Raw genomic sequence first — 15,185 nt, 5'->3', positions numbered from 1 at the left:
TTTCCTCTCGCTTCTCTTTCATCTTGCTTTCGTTTTGCGGTGTGATCTAATCAAAAACGAAAGTTGCCGCTCGATGAACGGGCGGTCGCCGGGGGATGCGTCTGTTGGAGCGTATTTTCGACCTCGCCATCATCGGAGGCGGTGTGAATGGCTGTGGCATCGCGCGCGACGCGGTGGGCCGCGGCAACACGGTTTTCCTGTGCGAAATGAACGATTTGGCGAGCGGGACGTCGTCTTGGTCGACCAAGCTGGTGCATGGCGGGCTGCGCTATCTCGAATATTACGAATTTCGCTTGGTCCGAGAGGCCTTGATCGAACGCGAGATCCTCTGGGGCATCGCGCCCCACATCATCCGCCCGCTGAGATTCGTCCTGCCGCATCACGCCGGCCTGCGCCCGGCCTGGCTGCTGCGGCTCGGCCTTTTCCTTTATGACCACATCGGCGGCCGTCACTTGCTGCCCGCGACCCGCTCGGTGGATCTCCGGCGTGACGAGGTCGGTCGCCCGCTGATCCCGAACCGCTACAGCCGCGCGTTCGAATATTCCGACTGCTTCGTCGACGACGCCCGCCTCGTCGTGCTCAATGCGCGCGATGCCGCCGACAAGGGTGCCGAGATCCGCACCCGCACCCGCGCCACCGAGATTCGTCAGTCCGACGGCGTCTGGACCGTCGGCATGATCAACACGCTGACCGGCGAGCGCTCGTCGATCCAGGCGCGCGCGCTGGTCAATGCCGGCGGTCCCTGGGTCGAGGACGTGCTCGGCCGCGGCGCCGGCCTCAATGCGAAGGCCAAGGTGCGTCTGGTGCAGGGCTCGCACATCGTGGTGAAGAAGCTCTACGACCACGACCGCGCCTACATGTTCCAGAACGCCGACGGCCGCATCATCTTCGTGATTCCGTACCAGGACGATTTCACGCTGATCGGCACCACCGACCGCGACTATGATGGCGATCCCGCTAAGGTGAAGGCGACAGCCGAGGAGATTCAATATCTCTGCACGGCGGCGAGCGAATACCTGGCTAAGCCGGTGACGTCCGACGACGTGGTCTGGACCTATTCCGGCGTACGCCCGCTCTATGACGACGGCGCCAGCGAGGCCAAGGCCGCGACCCGCGACTACGTGTTCGAGCTCGATACGCCCGGCGGCGTGCCGCTGCTGTCGATCTATGGTGGCAAGATCACGACCTACCGCCGACTCGCCGAAGAGGCGCTGGAACGGCTGGCGCCCTATCTTCGCAGCGCGAAAGCGCGCGAGGGCTGGACCGGCAAATGGCCGCTGCCCGGCGGCGACATGAACGTATCCGACATCGACGGCCTGATCGCGGAGCTCCAGCGCGGCTATCCCTTCCTCAGCCATGAGCATGCCCGGCGCCTCGCCCGCGCCTATGGCACCCGTGCCATCAAGCTGCTCGGCGATGCGAAATCGACCGCCGATCTCGGCCGGTCCTTTGGTGCGACGCTGACCGAGCGCGAGGTCCGCTATCTCATGGCGAATGAATGGGCGGTCACCGCCGAGGACGTCGTCTGGCGCCGGTCCAAGCTCGGCCTGCGACTATCTGCCGACGAGATCGCCGCGCTTGACGACTGGATCAGGGCCCACGCCGTGCCGCAAACTCCCCTGCTGGAAGCAGGAGGACGCTCATGACAGTGACGCTCGACCACGTGACCCGGACTGTCGAGGGCGTCCCGCACATCCGCGATGTCTCGCTGACGTTCGAGAGCGGTACCCTCAACGTACTGCTCGGCCCGACGCTGTCGGGCAAGACCTCGATCATGCGGCTGCTCGCCGGCCTCGACAAGCCGACCACGGGCAGGGTGCTGGTGGGCGGCAAGGACGTCACCGGCGCCGACGTGCGCCAACGCTCGGTCGCGATGGTCTATCAGCAATTCATCAATTACCCCTCGCTCACGGTTTATGAGAACATCGCCTCGCCCCTGCGCGTGCAAGGCAAGCCGCGCGACGAGATCAAGGCGCGTGTCGCGGAGGCTGCAAAGCTGCTCCGCCTCGAGCCGTTCCTGAAGCGAACTCCGCTCCAACTCTCGGGCGGCCAGCAGCAGCGTACCGCGATTGCGCGCGCGCTGGTCAAGGGCGCCGATCTCGTGCTGCTCGACGAGCCGCTCGCCAATCTCGACTACAAACTCCGCGAGGAGCTGCGCGCCGAGCTGCCGCGCATCTTCGAGGCCTCCGGCGCGATCTTCATCTACGCCACCACCGAGCCGACGGAGGCGCTGCTGCTAGGTGGCAACACCGTGTGCATGTGGGAGGGCCAGGCGCTTCAGATGGGCGAGACATCCAACGTCTACCGCCGCCCGCGGACGCTGCGCGTCGCGCAGGTGTTTTCGGATCCGCCGCTCAATCTCGTCGGTATCGAGAAGCGAAATGGCTCCGTGCAATATGCCGGCGGCACGGCCTCGCCGGCCTCGGGGCTCTATGCTGGCCTTGCCGACGGCGCCTATCGCGTCGGCTTCCGCGCGCATCAGCTCGGGCTTGCCAATGGCGAGGCCGACCGCCACGCCTTCCACGCCACGGTGACGGTGACCGAGATCACCGGTTCGGAGAGTTTCGTGCATCTGACCCGCGAGGGTTCGAACTGGGTGGCGGTCCTGCACGGCGTGCACGAGTTCGAGCCGGGCCAGACCCTGGATGCCGTGCTCGATCCCAATGATGTCTTCGTGTTCGATGCGGCCGACCGTCTGGTCGCCGCACCTGGCATAGCGTTTTCAAGCGAATTGCGTGGCGGTTCGCGTGAAGAAAACGCGTCAAACAGAAAAAGCTCCTGAGGGAGATGCGCCATGGCCCGCATTGACCTCGTCGATCTCGCGCACTCCTATGGCGGCAATAATGCGCCGCCGGAAAGCTTTGCGCTGAAGCCTGTGACCATGACCTGGCGGCAGGGCGGCGCCTATGCGCTGCTCGGCCCGTCCGGCTGCGGCAAGACCACGCTGCTCAACGTCATCTCCGGCATCATCACGCCCTCGCGCGGAAAGATCATGTTCGACGGGGTGGACATCACACCATTGTCAACCCAGAAGCGCAACATCGCCCAGGTGTTCCAGTTTCCGGTGATCTACGACACCATGACGGTGGGGCAGAACCTGGCGTTTCCGCTGAAGAACCGCGGCGTGCCGAAGGCCGAGATCGACAGGCGCGTCGCCGAGATCGGCCGCCTGCTCGATCTCGAACCCTATCTGAACCGCAAGGCGACGCGGCTCACGGCCGACGCCAAGCAGAAGATCTCGCTCGGCCGCGGCCTGGTTCGCTCGGACGTCGCCGCAGTGCTGTTCGACGAGCCGCTGACCGTGATCGATCCCGAGCTGAAATGGCAGCTCCGCTCCAAGCTGAAGGCGCTGCATCGCGAGCTCGACCTCACGATGATCTACGTCACCCATGACCAGACCGAGGCGCTGACCTTCGCCGACACTGTAGTCGTCATGCATGACGGCCGCGTGGTGCAGAGCGGCACGCCGGCCGAACTGTTCGACAAGCCTGCCCATACGTTCGTCGGCTACTTCATCGGCTCGCCTGGCATGAACATCCTGCCGGCGGAGGTGAGGGGACGCGAGGCGCGGATCGGTGGGCACGTCATCGCGCTCAACCGCAGCTACGACAATTTGCCTTCGGGCGCCAAGATCGAGATCGGCGTCCGCCCCGAATTCGTCGAGGTCGTCGCGCCCGCGCCCGGTCTGCTCACCGCAAAGATCGAGCGCATCGACGATCTCGGCCGCATCCGTTTCGCGCGGGCGCGGCTCGGCGACGCAAAGCTCGCCGCGCGCGCCCCCGGCGGATTCACCAGCCCGGACGGCAATGCGGGGCTGAAATTCGATCCGTCCCATGTCCACGTCTATGCCGACAGCCTTCTGGTGGAGGGAGCCGCCTGATGGACAAGATCGTCAACCAAAAAGCCTGGTTCCTGGTGCTGCCGGTGTTCCTGGTCGTCGCCTTCTCGGCGGTGCTGCCGCTGATGACCGTGGTGAACTATTCGATGCAGGACACCTTCGGCAACAACCAGTTCTTCTGGAACGGTGTCGGCTGGTTCAAGGAGCTGCTCGATCCCTCGACCGATCTCGGCGGCCGCTTTCTCGCTTCGCTCGGCCGCAATTTGTTTTTCTCGCTGGTGATCCTCGCCATCGAGGTGCCGCTTGGCATCGTCGTCGCGCTGTCGATGCCGCGCGAGGGCTGGACGGTTGCGGCCTGCCTCGTCATCCTCGCGCTGCCGCTGCTGATTCCGTGGAACGTGGTCGGCACGATCTGGCAGATCTTCGGCCGCCCCGACATCGGCCTGCTCGGCTATGCTCTCAACGCCGCGGGCTTCGACTACAATTACGTCTCCAACGACATCGACGCCTGGGTCACGGTCATCGTGATGGATGTCTGGCACTGGACCAGCCTCGTTGCGCTGCTCTGTTACGCCGGTCTGAAGTCGATTCCCGAAGCCTATTACCAGGCCGCCCAGATCGACGGCGCCTCGCGCTGGGCCGTTTTCAAGGCGATCCAGCTGCCGAAGATGAACCGCGTGCTCTTGATCGCGGTGCTGCTGCGCTTCATGGACAGCTTCATGATCTATACCGAGCCCTTCGTCGTCACCGGCGGCGGGCCGGGCAACTCGACGACCTTCGTGTCGATCGAGCTGGTCAAGATCGCGCTCGGCCAGTTTGACCTCGGAAAGGCCGCCGCGCTGTCGCTGGTCTACAATCTGATCATCCTGATCGTCTGCTGGATCTTCTATACCGTCATGACCAATGCCGGCGTCGAACGCAAAGTCCAGGCAGAGAGCGAGCCGGCGATTGAGTCCAAGCCGTCGGCCCGGCCCAAGCCCGTGCCCGCGCTTAAGCCAAAGGAAGGAGTGGCCTGATGCATTCGATCCCCGGCCGCCGCCTCATCATGGGGCTGTTCCTGATCTTTCTGCTGCTGCCGATCTACTGGCTCGTCAACATGAGCTTCAAGACCAACAGCGAGATCGTCTCGACAATGACGCTGTGGCCGCATACCCCGACGCTCCAGCACTACAAGCGCATCTTCACCGACGAGAGCTGGTACTCCGGCTACATCAACTCGCTGGAATACGTCGTCCTCAACACCGTCATCTCGATCGCGGTGGCGCTGCCGGCGGCCTACGCCTTCTCGCGCTACCGCTTCCTCGGCGACAAGCACCTGTTCTTCTGGCTGTTGTCGAACCGCATGGCGCCGGCCGCGGTTTATGCGCTGCCGTTCTTCAACCTCTATTCGGCGATCGGCCTGTTCGATACGCCCTGGGCGGTCGCGCTCGCGCACTGCATCTTCAACGTTCCGCTGGCGGTGTGGATCCTGGAAGGCTTCGTCTCCGGCGTGCCGCGCGAGATCGACGAGACCGCCTTCCTCGACGGCTATTCCTTCCCACGCTTCTTCATCAAGATCCTGGTGCCGCTGATTGCGAGCGGCATCGGCGTCGCCGCCTTCTTCTGCTTCATGTTCTCATGGGTCGAGCTCTTGCTCGCGCGCACGCTGACCTCGGTGCAGACCAAGCCCATCGCCGCGATCATGACGCGCACGGTGTCGGCCGCCGGCATGGACTGGGGCCTGCTGGCCGCCGCCGGCGTGCTCACCATCATTCCGGGCGCGCTCGTGATCTGGTTCGTCCGCAACTATATCGCGCGCGGTTTCGCGCTTGGCCGGGTCTAGGGAGGCTCATATGGAATCCATTGCATGGATGGCCTGGACGTTGCCGACCGCGATCTTCTTCGCAGCGCTCGCCTGCACGCTGGCGGTGATGACGTGGCTTGCCGCGGTCTATCCCGAGGCCGAGCGCGTCGGCGTGCTCAGCATTCCGACCACGCGCGGCGACCGCCTGTTCATCTCGCTGATCGCGGCCGCCGTCATTCACCTCGTGTGGATCGGCCTCGTCGGCACCGATGCGATCGCCACGCTGCCGGTCGGCGAGGAAGGTTTTGAGATTTCGAACCTGTGGCTCGCAAGTGGAATTTCGCTGGTCATGGCCGCGCTTATTTTTCGCACGGTCTGAAGCTGGCGAAGGGACGGCCAGATCCGGGACCAACCCGGGCCTGTATAAAAGTTTGTCGCTGCAACGGAGGAATAACATGCGGCAGTTTAGGAGAAGGAAAGGTCCATTGACCAGGAATAGCTTTACGACCATGTCCAGCGTCGCCGCGATTGTTGCGGTGTCGTTCGCCGTCTCGGCGCCGGTTCGCGCCGCCGATGACGCCGTAATCCAGAAGTGGATCGCGGAATTCCAGCCCTCGACGCTGTCGAAGGAAGACCAGAAGAAGGAGCTGGAGTGGTTTGCCAAGGCCGCCGAGCCCTTCAAGAACATGGAGATCAACGTCGTCTCCGAGACCATCACGACACACGAATATGAAGCGCAGACGCTGGCCAAGGCGTTCTCCGAGATCACCGGCATCAAGCTCAAGCACGACCTTATCCAGGAGGGTGACGTCGTCGAGAAGCTCCAGACCCAGATGCAGTCCGGCAAGAACGTCTATGACGGCTGGATCAACGATAGCGACCTGATCGGCACGCATTTCCGTTACGGCCAGACCATCGTGCTGTCGGACTACATGGCCGGCGAGGGCAAGGACGTCACCGATCCCATGCTCGACGTCAATGACTTCATCGGCAAGTCATTCACTACCGGGCCGGACGGCAAGCTCTATCAGCTTCCCGACCAGCAGTTCGCCAACCTCTATTGGTTCCGCTACGACTGGTTCACCAATCCCGACTACAAGGCCAAGTTCAAGGCGAAGTATGGCTACGAGCTCGGCGTGCCCGTGAACTGGTCCGCGTATGAGGACATCGCCGAGTTCTTCACCAACGACATCAAGGAGATCAACGGCGTCAAGGTCTACGGCCATATGGACTATGGCAAGAAGGACCCCTCGCTCGGATGGCGCTTCACCGACGCCTGGCTGTCTATGGCCGGCAACGGTGACAAGGGCATTCCGAACGGCCTGCCGGTCGACGAATGGGGCATCCGCATGGAAGGCTGCCGTCCGGTCGGCTCGTCGGTGGAACGTGGTGGCGACACCAACGGTCCAGCCGCGGTCTACTCGATCACCAAGTATCTCGAGTGGCTGAAGAAGTACGCGCCGCCGCAGGCGCAGGGCATGACGTTCTCCGAAGCTGGCCCGGTGCCGGCGCAGGGCAATATCGCCCAGCAGATCTTCTGGTATACCGCCTTCACCGCCGACATGGTGAAGCCGGGTCTGCCGGTCGTGAATGCGGACGGTACGCCGAAGTGGCGCATGGCTCCCTCTCCGCACGGCTCCTACTGGAAGGAAGGCATGAAGCTCGGTTACCAGGACGCCGGCTCCGCGACGCTGCTGAAGTCGACTCCGCCGGACCGCCGCAAGGCAGCCTGGCTCTATCTCCAGTTCATCGTCTCCAAGTCGGTGAGCCTGAAGAAGAGCCATGTCGGTCTCACCTTCATCCGTGAGTCCGACATCTGGGACAAGTCCTTTACGGAACGTGCGCCGAAGCTCGGCGGCCTGATCGAGTTCTACCGCTCGCCCGCCCGCGTGCAGTGGACCCCGACCGGCAACAACGTGCCCGACTATCCGAAGCTCGCGCAGCTCTGGTGGCAGAACATCGGCGATGCGTCGTCCGGTGCGAAGACGCCGCAGCAGGCGATGGATGCCCTTGCGGCCGCCCAGGACTCCGTGATGGAGCGCCTCGAAAAGTCCGGCGTGCAGGGCGCCTGCGGTCCCAAGCTGCACAAGAAGGAATCGGCCGAATACTGGTTCGCCAAGGCCCAGAAGGACGGCACGATCGCTCCGCAGCGCAAGCTCGCCAACGAGAAGCCGAAGGGCGAGACGGTCGACTACGACACCCTGATTAAGTCGTGGCCGGCCACTCCGCCCAAGCGCGCGGAAGCGAAGTAAGCAGCGTCTCATAACAACGAAGGCCGGGAGCAATCCCGGCCTTTTTCTTTTTGGTGAGTTGGGCTCACTGCCTCCGCACCGTCACTGCGAGCCACCGGGTCCGCGCGAAGCGCGGCCCGATGACAGGCTCCGCGAAGCAAGCCGGAGTCTTTCCGCGGAGGCAGTCTGGATTGCTTCGTCGCTTCGCTCCTCGCAATGATGGAGAATGGGGCTACGGCGCAGCCTTACTCCGCCAGCTCAGCCGCGAGCGTCGGATAGTCCGTGTATCCTTTCGCGCCGCCGCCGTAGAACGTGGTCTTGTCCCAGTCGTTCAGGGCCGCGCCCTGCTTCAGCCGTTCGACCAGGTCGGGGTTGGAGATGAACGGCTTGCCGAAGGCGATGAGATCGGCCGCATTCGCGTCCAGCACCTTGTTCGCGAGATCGAAGCCGTAGCCGTTATTGGCGATATAGGCGCCCGAAAAGCGCTTGCGCAAGGACGCATAGTCGAACGGTGCGAAGTCCCGCGGTCCGCCGGTGGCGCCTTCGACGACGTGGAGATAGACCAGCTTGAGCGCGCTGAGACCGTCGACGATGTGATCGAACAGAGCTTGCGGATTGCTGTCGGAGATGTCGTTGGCAGGCGTCACCGGTGAGATGCGAATGCCGGTGCGATCGCTGCCGGCTTCAGCCGCGACGGCTCTGGAGACCTCAAGCATCAACCGCGCACGTTTCTCGATGGAGCCACCATAGGGGTCGGTTCGCTTGTTGGCGCCGTCCTTGGCGAACTGATCGAGCAGATAGCCGTTGGCGCCGTGGATCTCGACGCCGTCGAAGCCGGCTTCGAGCGCATTCTTCGCGGCGCGCTTGAAGTCGTCGATGATCCCAGGAATTTCGGACAGATCGAGCGCGCGCGGCTCGGAGACGTCGGCGAAGCCGCCGTTGACGAAGGTCTTGCCCTTGGCGCGGATTGCGCTCGGCGCCACGGGGGCTGCGCCATTCGCCTGGAGGTCGACATGCGAGATGCGGCCGACATGCCAGAGTTGGATGAAGATCTTGCCGCCGCGCTCATGGACGCGGTCGGTGACCTTGCGCCAGCCGGCCACCTGGTCTTTGGAATAGATGCCGGGCGTGTCCTGGTAGCCCTGGCCCTGCTGCGAGACCTGGCTCGCTTCGGTGATCAGGAGCCCCGCGGAAGCGCGCTGGCCGTAATAATCGGCCGCGAGCGGACCAGGTACGAACGTGCCGGGCGCAGCACGGTTGCGCGTCAGCGGCGCCATCACCAGGCGATTGGCCAGCGTGATCGGGCCGAGCTTGTAGGAGGCAAACAATTTGGTCGGACGGCTCATGGGAATGCTTCCAGGCAATGAGAGGTCACGAACACTTGTGCATCGCGATAACAGGCGCAAGGGAGGAGCCATACGGAAAGTGCAGGCGAGCTGCGCGGCGAGCTCTGCGCAGCATGGATCATGTGCAAATTCGGCCGCGGCGGCAGATTCGATCTCCTGCCGCAGCCGCTTGCATTGTCGAGGTTAGTTCGCGCCGAGGAAATCGCGCTTGCCGATTTCGACGCCGTTGTGGCGCAAAATGCCATGGGCGGTCGTGGCGTGGAAATAGAAGTTCGGCAGCGAAAACGAGCTCAGGAATTGCTGGCCCTTCATGGTGATGGATTTGTCCGGACCGGCCGGGAAGGTGACGTCCTTGACGTCGGCCCCTTCGAACTGCTCGGGCTTGAACGACTTCACGTAATCGATGGTCTTGGCCAGCCGCTGCTTCAGCTCTGCGAAGCTGGTCTCGGTGTCGGGCGTTGCGGGCACCTCGCTATGGGTGAGCCGGGCACAGCCCTTGGCGGCGAAATCGCTGACGAGCTGGACCTGCTTCGACAGCGGCAGCATGTCCGGAAACAGGCGTGATCCGAGCAGGACGCTGGGGTCGATCTTTTTGGCCGCACAATGTGCCTCCGCCTTGGTGAGCAGGCCGGTGAGGCTGTTCAGGATTTGCAAATAGGCGGGGACGACGGCGTCGTAGAAGGACATGTGATGCTCGCTTCAATGGGAGGGAATCTCAGGAGAAAACCTGAGCGACTCACATGGGAACGTCATGGAAAAATACAATCGCGGAAGCAGCTTGTGCGATGCGAAAATTCTCCTTCGATGGCTCGTGGTGCTTTAGCCGCCACATCTCTCGCTGTCATGCCGCGCGAAGGCGGACGATCCCGTACTCCGAGACGATTGTGATTGGGCAGAGGCGCTGCGGCGTACTGGATGGCCGGCCGGAGCCTGTCATCGGGCTCGCCGAAAAAGGAGACCCGGTGGCGGGGCATGACGGCGAGTTAGGCTCTCTTATCTCACCATGCCCGCCGGCTGCGCCTGCGCCGTGCCGCCGCGCATGCGGGCCAAGAGCTCCGTGGTCGGCCAGGAATCGGCCGGCAGACCGTGCTTGATCTGCATCGCCTTGACGGCCGCGCGGCTCTGCTGGCCCAGCACGCCATCGATCTTGCCGACATTGAAGCCGGCACTCACCAGGAGCTGCTGCAATTCCTTGAGCTCGTTGAACGGCAGCTGCGCCACCGGCGCCGTTGGCTTGCGCATCGGCCGGGCGCCAGCGATGCGCGAGGCGAGATAGCCTGCCGTGGTCGAGTAGATCAGCGAGTTATTCCATTCGGTATAAGCCGCGAAATTCGGGTAGGCCATGAACGCCGGCCCAAAGCGTCCCATCGGCAGCAGCACGGAGGCGGCGAGATTGTCGTTCGGCAGCGGACGTCCGTCAGGGTAGGTGACTCCGAGCTGCGCCCATGTCGAGCGCGGCTCCCGCACGTTGAGATCGGTCTTGTCCCACGGCAGGTTTGGCGGCACCTTGATCTCCTCCAGCCACGGCTCGCCGCGCCGCCACTTCAATCCGTTGGCGATGTAATTCGCGGTCGAGCCGATCACGTCGGCTCCCGAGCGCAATAGGTCGCGCCGCCCGTCGCCGTCATAGTCGACGGCGTAGTTGACGTAATGCACGGGCAGGAACTGCGTCTGCCCGAGCTCACCGGCCCAGGAGCCGATCATCTCGTCGGGATGCAGATCGCCGCGGTCGATGATCTTCAGCGCGGCGATGGTCTCGTTGACGAACATCTCCGAGCGGCGGCAATCATACGCGAGCGACACCAGCGATTTCAGCGTCGGCAGGTTGCCCATGTTGGCGCCGAAATCGCTTTCCAGCCCCCAGAACGCGGCGATGACGGCCGGCGGCACGCCATATTCCTTCTCGGCGCGCGCGAATGCGGCCGCGTATTGCTTGATGTGCTGCTGGCCGTTCTGCATGCGATAGGGCGCGGCCATGCGGCCGGCAAATTCGGTGAAGAGCTGGCCAAACACACGCTGGCCGCGGTCACGGTTCACGATGCCCTGGTCGTAGATGAGATAGGGCGAAGCCTCCGCGATCGTGCGCTGCGATACGCCCGCAGCCATCGCCTGTTGCTTCACGTCGGCCAGGAAGCGATCGAAGCTCGCGCCATTGTGGCACGACGCCGCGCGCGGCGAGGGAGCCTTCGGCACTGCGGGCTTGGCGGGAGGTGGAAGCATTTGGGCCGAGGCGGTGGCGGAGCATGCGAGGAGCGCGACGGCCGCGATCAGAAATCGGGTCTGGACCATGGGGGTTCCGGCGGGGAAGGGGCAGGCGTGGATTCGACAGAAGTCTAGGCGAAGTGATGGCCTCAGGCCATCCTTCCTTGCCGCCCTTTCCATGCCCCGTCAGCCCAGGGAATACGAGCGGGCGTCGCACGAGGCCTAGCCGAACAGCCGCAGCAGCAGCGCCTTGCCGACCGGCAGCGCCCTCACGCCCCGATAGGCCCGAACATATTCGCCGGCATAGAACGCCCTGATCGCATGCACGCGCGTATCCATGCCTTCCTCGAAGCGCACGGCGAATCCATCCGCAGTCCATCGCACCACGATCGCCGCGATCGAGCGGCCATAGATCCGGCATTCGATCGTGCTTCCGGGCGCCGGCCGATCGGGATCGATCAGTCGGGCGCCGGTGATGGAGATGTCGGCGAGCCGCGCGAGATGCGACCGGCCATCCTGGCGCAGCAGGACCGGTTCATTGCGATTGAACCGCTCCGCCTTGCGCTTGCGCGGCTGCTCGATGCAGACGAAGCAGACCACGGTGAGAATGAGCGCGTTGTAAAGGCTCCAGGCCAGCGCCAGTCCGCCATAAGCGATGTTCTCGCCGCGAAGGTGCAGGATGAAGGCATAGGCGATGGCCGAGAGCGTGATGAGAAGGGCGGTGCCATAGAGCCGCAGCAGCGGCCATTCGACGAATCGTCTGTCGCGGTCGCCGCCTTTCGCGGTGACCTTGAATTTGTGACCTTTCGGCTTCAACAGGCCGGCCGCAACCGCCTTGAGCACGGCGGGCGCGGCGATGAGCTGCGAGACGTCCGTCATCATGGCGAGCGAACGGCCGCGCGACAGCCAGGCCATGCTGAGACCATTCCAGACATAGAACGGCAGGAAGACGCGCAATAATTCGGTGAGATCGGCCCGGACCGCCTTGATTCCGAACAGCAGGAACAGCCAGGGCACCACGAGGCCGGCCACCTTCGATGGGTAGACCGCGGCCCAGCTCATGAAGGCGTCGATCAGCGAGAGCCGATCGATCAAGGGCAGCCTTGAGTCCCGCGAGAGTGGTCCGCTGCGGCCGCGCACGATCTGCATCAAGCCGAGACACCAGCGGGCGCGCTGGGTGATGTATTCCTTCAGGCCTTCCGGCGCGAGCCCGATCGTCAGGCGCTCGTTGAGATAGATCGTGTTGAGGCCGCGTTCCTTCAGGCGCAGGGTGACGAGGTAGTCTTCGGTCACCGAGTCAGTCGGAAACCCGCCGATCTGCACCAGTCCGGTATAGCGAATGAGGGATGAGGTGCCGCAGCAAAACGCGACCCCCCAGGCGTCTTTCGCCGGCAGCAGGATGTCGAAGAAGAAGCGTTGCTCGTCGGGCCAGACGTCAGTCGCGGCAAGGTTGGTCTGGATCGGGTCGGGATTGATGAAGTGCTGCGGCGTCTGCACCACGCCGACCGAAGCATCGTCCATGAGCGAGATGGTGCGCGCGAGGAAGTCGGGCCGCGGCACGAAGTCCGCGTCGAGGATGGCCACGAAGTCGGGCCGCTCCGGCAGCGCGCCGACATGCCTGAGCGCATGGTTGATGTTGCCGGCCTTGGCGTGGTGGTTGTCGGGCCGCGTGAGATAATGGCAGCCGAGCTCGCGCGAAAGGCGCCCCAGCCAGGGCCGTCGGCCATCGTCGAGCACCCAGACGCGGTAGTTGCCGTACGCCATGCCGGTCGCGCCGATGATCGTGCGCTCGAGGATCGATCGTTCCTCGTTGTAGGTGCAGATGAAGACGTCGATCAACGGCGCGCGCGGGTCGGTGGCACGGCCATCGATCCTCGCCGCGCCCGTGCGATCGAGCGTCCGGCTCAGGAACAGCAGGGACAACGCGACTGCGACCAGCGAGGCCGCCTCCAGCAGCATGAAGGGATAGCCGATCACCGCATCAACAGTCAGATGCGGCGGCGGGAGCGTCGCCGTGACCCGCCAATAGAGATAGCGCAGCAGCAACGCCACCGACATGACGGCCAGCAGCGAGCGAGCCATCGTGCTGTCGCGCCTGAGCAGCGGCACGATCGCCATGAAGGCGCCGAGCGCAATCAGGCCAGGCGTCAGCGCCGTCGTCACGGCGTGGTCTCATGCCGGGCGAACACGACGCGGCCGGTGCGCCCCACGGTGCAAGCGCGGGCCGCAGCGTCGCGTGATGCCACGGTCACGCGATAGGGCTCCTTGCTCAGCGCATCCGGATTGATCGCGAGATTGGCGGGCGCGCCGGCGGCGCCGGTCAGATTGATCACGGTGCCGGAGATCGGCTCGCCGCCGTCATTCGGCTCGAAGGTGGCGCGGTCGCCGAGCTGCAGGTGGTTGTAGACGTTTTCGGTGACGTTGGCAGTGATGACGGCGCCGCTGCAATCGAGCACCTTGAGCAGGGGCTGGCCGGCCTGCACGTCCTCGCCCGGCGAGGTCATCATCTCCCAGACCCGCCCTGTGACCGGTGTCGTGATGTTGGCCTCTGAGAGATCCGCGAAGCGGACCTCTTCGACGATGAGCTCGTTGGCGAGCCAGGAGATCTCGGTGTCGATTCGTGCGAGGTCGGCTTCGAGGTCGCTGGCGCGCTGGCGCATCTCTTCCTCGCGCTGCACCGAGCTTGGCCGGTCGTTGTAGCTGTCGCCGAGGAACGAGCCGTTCTGTGCCGCGGCGAGCTCCACCTTGGTGGCGTCCAGCCGCTTGCGCGCACCGAGTTCGGTCTGCTGTGACACCGAGAGCTCGCGCGTCAGACGCGCCAGCTCGACGGTCGAAACGTTGCCGGATTTCGCTAGCGAGGAGGCGCGGTCGACGGCGGCGCTGGCCTCGTCGCGCCGCGCGGCGGCCGCCTCGATCGAGGTCTGGATCTCCGCAATGCGCGCCTCGAGCTGGAGCACGCGTCCGTCGCGGAATTGCGTCGCCTGCCGCGCAAGATCCTTTTGTGCGGCCTGGGCCGAGGCAAGCTTGGCAGCAAGGCTCGGCCGCTCGTTTTCAAGGCGCGATTTCTGCCGCCGGAGATCGTCGAGCCGGGTGCGATCGCTGCGCGAATTCACGACGCGCAGGACCACGGTTCCCGCGTCGAGCTTGGTCTGGTCGGTGATGCGCTGCGCAGCTGCCACACGGCCGCCGATCGGCGTACGCAAGGTGACGAGCCGGGAATTCAGCACCGCCTCGACGCTCGAATTCTCCCAGATCGCGCGTAGCGGCAGCCAGCCGAACACTGCGATGATGGCGAGCCCGATGGCAATCTTGGCCCCGCGCCGCAGATGGGGCCAGCGCGGCGGCGGTTCCGGCGCCGTTTGCGCATCGGGCGCGTGGCCGGGCTCGTCATTGGCGAACATCTGCTCGTACAGCGCCTCCTGCAAGCCCTTCGCGTCAGTCTTGCTCTCGTGAGGGGAGGGAGTGGATGCGGGGTCGACGGAAGCGGCGCGTGAGCGGTCCATCATGGCGGTCACCTTGCTGACGGGATGCCAACGGAACCGGTCAATGCACAAGAACCGTGCGCCGTGCCCGGTGAGCGCGGATTAAGCCAATGCTGCGCTTTCCAGGTTGCTAAGCGCCCACGTGTGTTTTTGCGTAAATCTCCGTCAAGGTTTAGGGGCGGGGGAAAGGCTGGCCGCACTGCCATCGATCTGCGGCCGGGCGACGCACGAACCTTGCGGTCACAGGCAGCATTCATACCTCGTTGGAGCCGGCCAGAGGCTCGCCCGCGGCCGCGCCAGGAG

General features: G+C 64.4%; 12 protein-coding genes. 7 read left to right on the top strand and 5 right to left on the bottom strand.

Going from position 1 to position 15,185, the window contains the following annotated elements; all coding sequences use genetic code 11:
- Positions 1 to 95: 95 nt before the first annotated feature.
- The 7 genes from glpD (at position 96) to IVA91_RS01005 (ending at position 7,873) form a co-directional block, all read left to right on the top strand.
- Positions 96 to 1,646, top strand: coding sequence for a glycerol-3-phosphate dehydrogenase (gene glpD, locus IVA91_RS01035; RefSeq protein WP_247279574.1), 1,551 nt, complete (start codon positions 96 to 98; stop codon positions 1,644 to 1,646).
- Complete coding sequence (locus IVA91_RS01030) at positions 1,643 to 2,782, top strand: ABC transporter ATP-binding protein (RefSeq protein WP_247450104.1); 1,140 nt, start codon at positions 1,643 to 1,645, stop codon at positions 2,780 to 2,782. Before glpD ends, IVA91_RS01030 begins: the two co-directional genes overlap by 4 nt.
- Positions 2,783 to 2,794: 12 nt before the next feature.
- A complete protein-coding gene (locus tag IVA91_RS01025; RefSeq protein ID WP_247279576.1) occupies positions 2,795 to 3,880 on the top strand; it encodes an ABC transporter ATP-binding protein in 1,086 nt (361 codons plus the stop codon).
- Positions 3,880 to 4,854 carry a sugar ABC transporter permease gene (locus tag IVA91_RS01020; protein WP_247279577.1) on the top strand — a complete coding sequence of 325 codons (975 nt, stop codon included), beginning with the start codon at positions 3,880 to 3,882 and terminating at the stop codon, positions 4,852 to 4,854. Before IVA91_RS01025 ends, IVA91_RS01020 begins: the two co-directional genes overlap by 1 nt.
- Positions 4,854 to 5,660: a carbohydrate ABC transporter permease gene (locus tag IVA91_RS01015; protein WP_247279578.1), complete on the top strand. Its 807-nt coding sequence runs from the start codon at positions 4,854 to 4,856 to the stop codon at positions 5,658 to 5,660. The genes IVA91_RS01020 and IVA91_RS01015 overlap by 1 nt, the downstream gene beginning before the upstream one ends.
- A 10-nt stretch (positions 5,661 to 5,670) precedes the next feature.
- Positions 5,671 to 6,000 (top strand): DUF2160 domain-containing protein, encoded by a 330-nt coding sequence (locus tag IVA91_RS01010; RefSeq protein WP_247279579.1) that lies wholly within the window; start codon positions 5,671 to 5,673, stop codon positions 5,998 to 6,000.
- A gap of 130 nt (positions 6,001 to 6,130) precedes the next feature.
- On the top strand, positions 6,131 to 7,873 hold the full coding sequence (locus IVA91_RS01005; protein WP_247279676.1) for an ABC transporter substrate-binding protein: 1,743 nt from the start codon (positions 6,131 to 6,133) through the stop codon (positions 7,871 to 7,873).
- Positions 7,874 to 8,097: 224 nt separating this feature from the next.
- Here IVA91_RS01005 and IVA91_RS01000 read toward each other — a convergent pair whose 3' ends face one another.
- The 5 genes from IVA91_RS01000 to IVA91_RS00980 form a co-directional block, all read right to left on the bottom strand.
- Positions 8,098 to 9,198, bottom strand: a complete 1,101-nt coding sequence (locus IVA91_RS01000; RefSeq protein WP_247279580.1) for an alkene reductase — start codon at positions 9,196 to 9,198, stop codon at positions 8,098 to 8,100.
- A 183-nt stretch (positions 9,199 to 9,381) separates the two neighbouring features.
- Positions 9,382 to 9,885: a DUF1993 domain-containing protein gene (locus tag IVA91_RS00995; RefSeq protein WP_247279581.1), complete on the bottom strand. Its 504-nt coding sequence runs from the start codon at positions 9,883 to 9,885 to the stop codon at positions 9,382 to 9,384.
- A 306-nt stretch (positions 9,886 to 10,191) separates the two neighbouring features.
- Positions 10,192 to 11,487: a lytic murein transglycosylase gene (locus tag IVA91_RS00990; protein ID WP_247279582.1), complete on the bottom strand. Its 1,296-nt coding sequence runs from the start codon at positions 11,485 to 11,487 to the stop codon at positions 10,192 to 10,194.
- A 135-nt stretch (positions 11,488 to 11,622) separates the two neighbouring features.
- The gene (locus IVA91_RS00985) at positions 11,623 to 13,563 is read right to left on the bottom strand and encodes a glycosyltransferase (protein WP_247279583.1); all 1,941 of its coding nucleotides are present in this window, start codon (positions 13,561 to 13,563) and stop codon (positions 11,623 to 11,625) included.
- Entirely contained in the window at positions 13,560 to 14,906 is a 1,347-nt protein-coding gene (locus IVA91_RS00980; protein WP_247279584.1) for an HlyD family secretion protein, read from the bottom strand. Before IVA91_RS00980 ends, IVA91_RS00985 begins: the two co-directional genes overlap by 4 nt.
- Positions 14,907 to 15,185: the final 279 nt, after the last annotated feature.

The organism is Bradyrhizobium sp. 153, assembly GCF_023073835.1.
In the GTDB taxonomy this organism is placed as follows: Bacteria; Pseudomonadota; Alphaproteobacteria; order Rhizobiales; family Xanthobacteraceae; genus Bradyrhizobium.
The sequence above is the reverse complement of the archived record's forward strand: the minus strand, read 5'-3'. Positions and strand labels throughout refer to the sequence as shown.

Coding starts and splice junctions, on each gene's coding strand:
- IVA91_RS01020 (WP_247279577.1), top strand. CDS start 3,880: ATGGACAAGATCGTCAACCAAAAAGCCTGGTTCCTGGTGCTGCCGGTG.
- IVA91_RS01030 (WP_247450104.1), top strand. CDS start 1,643: ATGACAGTGACGCTCGACCACGTGACCCGGACTGTCGAGGGCGTCCCG.
- IVA91_RS01000 (WP_247279580.1), bottom strand. CDS start 9,198: ATGAGCCGTCCGACCAAATTGTTTGCCTCCTACAAGCTCGGCCCGATC.
- IVA91_RS00995 (WP_247279581.1), bottom strand. CDS start 9,885: ATGTCCTTCTACGACGCCGTCGTCCCCGCCTATTTGCAAATCCTGAAC.
- IVA91_RS01015 (WP_247279578.1), top strand. CDS start 4,854: ATGCATTCGATCCCCGGCCGCCGCCTCATCATGGGGCTGTTCCTGATC.
- IVA91_RS01010 (WP_247279579.1), top strand. CDS start 5,671: ATGGAATCCATTGCATGGATGGCCTGGACGTTGCCGACCGCGATCTTC.
- IVA91_RS01005 (WP_247279676.1), top strand. CDS start 6,131: ATGTCCAGCGTCGCCGCGATTGTTGCGGTGTCGTTCGCCGTCTCGGCG.
- IVA91_RS01025 (WP_247279576.1), top strand. CDS start 2,795: ATGGCCCGCATTGACCTCGTCGATCTCGCGCACTCCTATGGCGGCAAT.
- IVA91_RS00980 (WP_247279584.1), bottom strand. CDS start 14,906: ATGATGGACCGCTCACGCGCCGCTTCCGTCGACCCCGCATCCACTCCC.
- IVA91_RS00990 (WP_247279582.1), bottom strand. CDS start 11,487: ATGGTCCAGACCCGATTTCTGATCGCGGCCGTCGCGCTCCTCGCATGC.
- glpD (WP_247279574.1), top strand. CDS start 96: ATGCGTCTGTTGGAGCGTATTTTCGACCTCGCCATCATCGGAGGCGGT.